This window comes from Ruminococcus bromii, assembly GCF_002834225.1.
Lineage (GTDB): Bacteria > Bacillota > Clostridia > Oscillospirales > Acutalibacteraceae > Ruminococcoides > Ruminococcoides bromii.
The window spans coordinates 1-5,426 of sequence record NZ_NNSR01000052.1 but is presented as its reverse complement, the minus strand read 5'-3'; the positions used below and the strand labels follow the sequence as shown (position 1 = coordinate 5,426).

At 37.9% G+C, this 5,426-nt stretch carries 4 protein-coding genes and 1 other annotated feature; of the genes, 1 reads left to right on the top strand and 3 read right to left on the bottom strand.

Annotated elements, in window-relative coordinates:
* Positions 1–124, top strand: a 124-nt coding sequence (locus RBATCC27255_RS05610) for an alpha/beta-type small acid-soluble spore protein (RefSeq protein WP_147639969.1), incomplete at its 5' end; no start/stop codon positions are given.
* A gap of 139 nt (positions 125–263) precedes the next feature.
* On the opposite strand, the gene RBATCC27255_RS05605 is transcribed toward RBATCC27255_RS05610, so the two are convergent.
* The 3 genes from RBATCC27255_RS05605 to leuA all read right to left on the bottom strand — a co-directional run bounded on the left by RBATCC27255_RS05605 (position 264) and on the right by leuA (position 4,619).
* Complete coding sequence (locus RBATCC27255_RS05605; RefSeq protein ID WP_101029106.1) at positions 264–1,616, bottom strand: ATP-binding protein; 1,353 nt, start codon at positions 1,614–1,616, stop codon at positions 264–266.
* Positions 1,617–1,877: 261 nt separating this feature from the next.
* Positions 1,878–2,801 (bottom strand): hypothetical protein, encoded by a 924-nt coding sequence (locus RBATCC27255_RS10300; protein WP_147639968.1) that lies wholly within the window; start codon positions 2,799–2,801, stop codon positions 1,878–1,880.
* A gap of 141 nt (positions 2,802–2,942) precedes the next feature.
* Positions 2,943–4,619 carry a 2-isopropylmalate synthase gene (leuA, locus tag RBATCC27255_RS05590; protein ID WP_101029103.1) on the bottom strand — a complete coding sequence of 559 codons (1,677 nt, stop codon included), beginning with the start codon at positions 4,617–4,619 and terminating at the stop codon, positions 2,943–2,945.
* 46 nt (positions 4,620–4,665) lie between these two features.
* Positions 4,666–4,915: a binding site (T-box leader), on the bottom strand.
* Between the last annotated feature and the right edge of the window lie 511 nt (positions 4,916–5,426).

The window sequence follows — 5,426 nt, the reverse complement described above, 5'->3', positions numbered from 1 at the left end:
CAACGAAGTAGGCGTAAACCTCAAACAGGGATATAACGGCGACATTTCTGCAAGAGAAGCAGGTTCTGTAGGCGGTCAGATGGTTAAAAAGATGATCGAGTCTTACGAAAACAGCATGAAATAAGCTTTAAAACCGATTTTCAGGGGCATATAGCTATGTGGTTAGCTGTATGCCCCTATTTTTCGCTCACAGGCTTATTATGGACGATTCAGAGCATAAAAAACAGGACTGCACATAAGCACAGTCCTGCAATTGTCGATTATCAGATGTTTACAATATCAACATTAACTTTCAGATGTTCGGGAAGTGTTTCCTGTTTGAAAAACATTGACATATACCATGGATAATATGTTATGCCGTTTTCAATTTCCAAATTGCCCTTGCAGAACACAATACCGCTGTTTATGTTCCAACTCTGCTTTGAAATCAAGTTATCCAATGCCTTGTGTTTTGTGTAGTCATTGCCCGACTTAATTTCAATCGGTACGGCTGACTTACCTTTTTGAACGATAAAATCAATTTCACCGATATTCTTCTTATTGAAATATCTTAAAAGAAAACCGTTTGAAACAAGCTCCTGAGCAAATACATTTTCGAGAATGCTTCCCATATTAACGGACAAATCTCCCGACAGTATGTCAAACTGAATGTTTCCCATTGATGCGGCACAAAGCAGTCCCGTATCACACAAGAACAGTTTAAAAAGATTGTTCTGTAGGTTGAGCTCAAGCGGCAGTACGGGTTCGGTTATGTTGTAACAGGGGAGAGCAACTCCTGCGTCTGCAAGCCAGTTGAAACTTGTTTCGTATCTCAACATTCGTGCAGAATTTTTAATATCGGAAAGTGTAAATCTTCTGTTCCTGTCATTAAGCTGAGCGGGAATTAAATCAAAAATGCTCTTTATCTTCTCTTTGTTGTTGTCGGAATATTTTGAAATATCCTGTCTGTACAAGTCGAGAATATCTTTTTGAATTTTCAAGACCTCGCTGATGTCTTTTGTATCAACAAATTTCTGTACAACCGCAGGCATTCCGCCGACAATAATATAGTATTGAAAAAGCTTCAGCATTGATTGATGAACTGCTTCCGTAACCATTTCTTTATTGTCGTAACATTTCTTTAAATATTCTATCGTTTGTGGCTGAATACCGTTTGCAGTTGCAAATTCTTCAAAATCAAGCGGATACATACGGTAGTTTTCTTCGTAACCGACGGGATAGGACTTTACTTCTTTATATCTTACTCCAAGCAGTGAACCCGATTCAATGTAATCAAACTGCCCGTCATCTACAAGAAATTTAATTGCCGTTCTTGCAGACGGACATTCCTGTATCTCGTCAAAGAAAATCAAAGTATCTCCCTTTACCAAGGGCTTTTGTGTGTATGCGGTTAGATTAATCAGTATCGTTTCAGCATTCAAATCTCCGTTGAAAATCTTTGCGGCATCGGGATTTGTGATGAAATTTATCTCGATAAAGTTTGAATAATTTTCTTCTGCAAATTTTCTTATAATATATGTTTTGCCGATTTGCCTTGCTCCTGTAATGAGCAGAGCTTTTTTATCGGGTGTATTTTTCCATTTTACTAAATGTTCATAGGCTTTTCTTTGAAGCATAAAATCACCTCTTAATTGTAGTGTAACATTATTCTTGAAAATATTCAATCATTTGTAACGAAATTCTTGATTTTTAAAGGTGATTTGTAACATTTTTCTGAAAGCGGTATTTGAATTTTACATTAAACAAAAAATTGGAGAATGCTTTACGCAAAAAACGGTCGGACAATTTTAATAAATTATCCGACCGATAAAAGTTTTATAACAGGTTGTTAAAAATAGAAATAAAATAAAAAATAATTATAATTAAAATTTAAAATATTAAAACCATTCTTGCACATCTTTATAATTCCAAGTGTTTCCATTATTGTCCCATGCTTCTCCAGTACTTTCATCAAAATAACTTTTTCCTTCTTCGCTTTCATACCAGCTATCGTAATGCTTTTCGGATGAGCCTGATGATGAATTGCTTGAATCATAGTTGTAATTATTTCCACTGCTGTAGTTACTATCGTTAGAACTGTAATTATTGTCACCGTTGTCGTAGCTGTTTCCGCTGTCGCTGTAACTGTTTGTATTATCACTGTAGGAGTTATCGGTGTTGTTTGTGTTACTGCTCTCGGTTTGCTTCTTCTTTTCCTGTTTAGCTTTTTCTTCGGCTTTCTTTTTTGCCTCGGCTTCTTTTTTAGCCTTTGCTTCAGCTTCGGCTTTTTCAATAGCAGTTATTCTGTCATTATACGAACTAATCAATTCGTCAGGCTTTTTATCGTAGTTGCCAATATCCTTTTTATAGAATACATTGCTTTTTTCGGAATCAATTGTTTTCTTTAAAGCCTCAAGATTATCAATACAAGACTGCAACTTCTTTTTATCGTTAGTTTTTTTAAGAGTTTTGCTGTCAATAGTGTTATCTTTTATTGTCTTATCATAATCATCTGTGAAAAACTTTTGCATTTTTGCAAGTGTTTCATTGTACTTTGGCTCAACAGAGTTTAACACTTCAACCTTGATTTCATCACTTGTTGATGGCTTGTTCTTAATGAAATCGGATAATATAACTAACTTTTTGGCTCTGTCGGTTTCCTTTGTAAATTTTGAGTATGTATCGTCAATACTTTTGACTTGCTGTTCTGTCTGTTGCTGTATGGTGTAATTGTTGTAAGCATTTACGCCGAAGATTGTACCGACAACGGCAATAATCGCTACACAAACCACTGCAATAATTATAATTACTTTCTTTTTCATTTTAACCCCTACAATTTCTATTTGCGATTATATGTTTACATTATATATGTCTGCGTTTCAAAAGTCAATTATTAACATCTTGTTTCATAAAAAACAGGACTGCACATTCGCACAGCCCTGAAAATTGAATTGTTAAATTGATTAAGCCTCGGCTCTGTTGATTGCGTTGAGAACACCGAGTACCGATGCAACATTGACATTTGAGTCAATGCCGATGCCGAAGATATTCTTTCCGTCAGGCTTTTTGAGTTCGATATATGAAACAGCCTTTGAGTCAGAACCCTGAGAAATTGCGTGCTGACTGTATGAGATGAATTCGTACTTGTCAAGACCGACCTTTTTGATTGCATTGAAGAATGCGTCAATAGGACCGTTGCCGACACCGCTGAGAGAAACCTCTTCGTTGCCGTTAATCTTCATCTTGCCCTTGAAGTGAACATAATCATTGCCGTTTTCGCTCTCTTCGTAAATTTTTCTGCTTGAGAGAACATATTTCTGCTTATGCTCAAGATAATTCTTCTCGAACACCTCAAACAACTCTTTCGGAATAAGCTCTCTGCCGAGCTCCTCACATTTTGCCTGAACAAGCTTTGAAAATTCGGGATGCATTCTCTTCGGAAGGTCATAACCGAAGTTGTTGTTCATAACAAAAGCCGCACCGCCCTTACCGGACTGTGAGTTGATTCTGATAATCGGCTCATACTCTCTGCCGACATCGGCAGGGTCAATCGGAAGATACGGAATTTCCCAGTAATCAGTTCCGCTCTCTTTCATATACTTCATACCCTTGTTGATAGCGTCCTGATGTGAGCCCGAGAATGCAGTAAATACAAGCTCGCCGATATATGGCTGACGAGGGTCAATCTTCATATTTGTGCAACGCTCGTAGATTTCACGGAGCTTTGGAAGATTTGAAAAGTCAAGCTTAGGATCAACGCCCTGTGTGAACATATTAAGTCCCATTGTAACGATATCCATATTACCTGTACGCTCACCGTTGCCGAAGAGTGTACCCTCAACTCTTTCAGCACCTGCAAGCAATGCAAGTTCGCCTGCGGCAACACCGCATCCACGGTCATTGTGTGGGTGGATACTGATGATAGCGGCGTCACGATGTTTAAGATTTCTTACAAAGTATTCAATCTGATCTGCATATGTGTTCGGCGTACACATCTCAACAGTATTCGGAAGATTGACAATCAACTTGTTTTCGGCAGTCGAACCGAGTGCCTCGATAACCCTGTCGCAGATTTCAACAGCGTTTTCAGGCTCAGTACCGCTGAAGCTTTCGGGAGAATATTCAAATCTAAAGTTAGTATCTCCGTCATATTCATCCGTAAGCTGTTTAATGAGCTTTGCACCGTCAACGGCAATTTTGATTACACCGTCCATATCTGTTTTGAAAACAACTTTTCTTTGGAGAGTTGAAGTTGAGTTGTAGAAATGAACGATAACATTCTTAGCACCCTTAACAGCCTCAAAAGTTTTTCTGATAAGATGCTCTCTTGCCTGAACAAGAACCTGAATTGTTACATCATCGGGAATGTGGTTGTTTTCGATAAGCTCACGGCAGATTTCGTATTCTGTTTCTGACGCACTCGGAAAACCGATTTCGATTTCCTTAAAGCCCATATCGCAAAGTGCGTGGAAAAATTCGAGCTTTTCTTCAAGGTTCATAGGATCGACAAGCGCCTGATTACCGTCACGAAGGTCAACACTGCACCAGATAGGTGCTTTTGTTATAGTATTGTTTGGCCACTGTCTGTCCGGCAGATTGATCTGCTTAAATGGAATGTACTTTTCAAATGATGGTTTCATATAATAACCTCCTGTTAAATAGCACAAAAAAATCGCCCCCCCTAAACAAAGGGACGAATAAAATCCGTGGTACCACCCGTATTCAAGAACACATCACTGTGTTCTCCTTAAAGACTTCTGACAAAGTCCCGACCGATAACGCAGTCTTGCGTTTCGCATTACATATATAATAGTATATACACTTCACACGAAAAACTCGGGGATGAGCTATCCATACAATGTTCCATGCTGACTCGCACCAACCGTCAGCTCTCTTTGCCGGTTCATTTGCATCTTGTTCCCGTCAATGTTTTTAAGGGGATTCATTTGTTAATACTATTATATATATGTATCCATTCTTTGTCAAGAAAATTGTTTTGAAAATCTGTCGAATAAAGTATTTTTAAAAAAAGGGTGTATATAGTGAATTTTGGGATAAAATAAACAACAAGTGAGTTTAAAATGTAGAATTTGCCGATAATGTAAAAAAGATAAAAAAATTGTCAAAAAGGGGTTTACAAAAGAAGGAAGTGCTGATATAATATCAACTGTTGCGCTGAGAGGCGAGGCAGACAAGAGAAAACACGGACGGTGAAAGAGTGTAGAACGCACGGAAGCGGAGGGTCAACATTCAGAAAGTAATCAAAAGTGTTGCTCGGTTTTGATTTTAAAAGCTGAAAAAACTTTTTAAAAAACTTTTAAAAAGAGCTTGACAAAATCAAAACAGTGTAGTATAATAACTCTTACACTGCTGAGGTGTGCGACTTCAAATGAAGAAAGCAAACAAGCCTTGAAAGTGCGTAGGACCTTGAAAATTGAACAACGAGA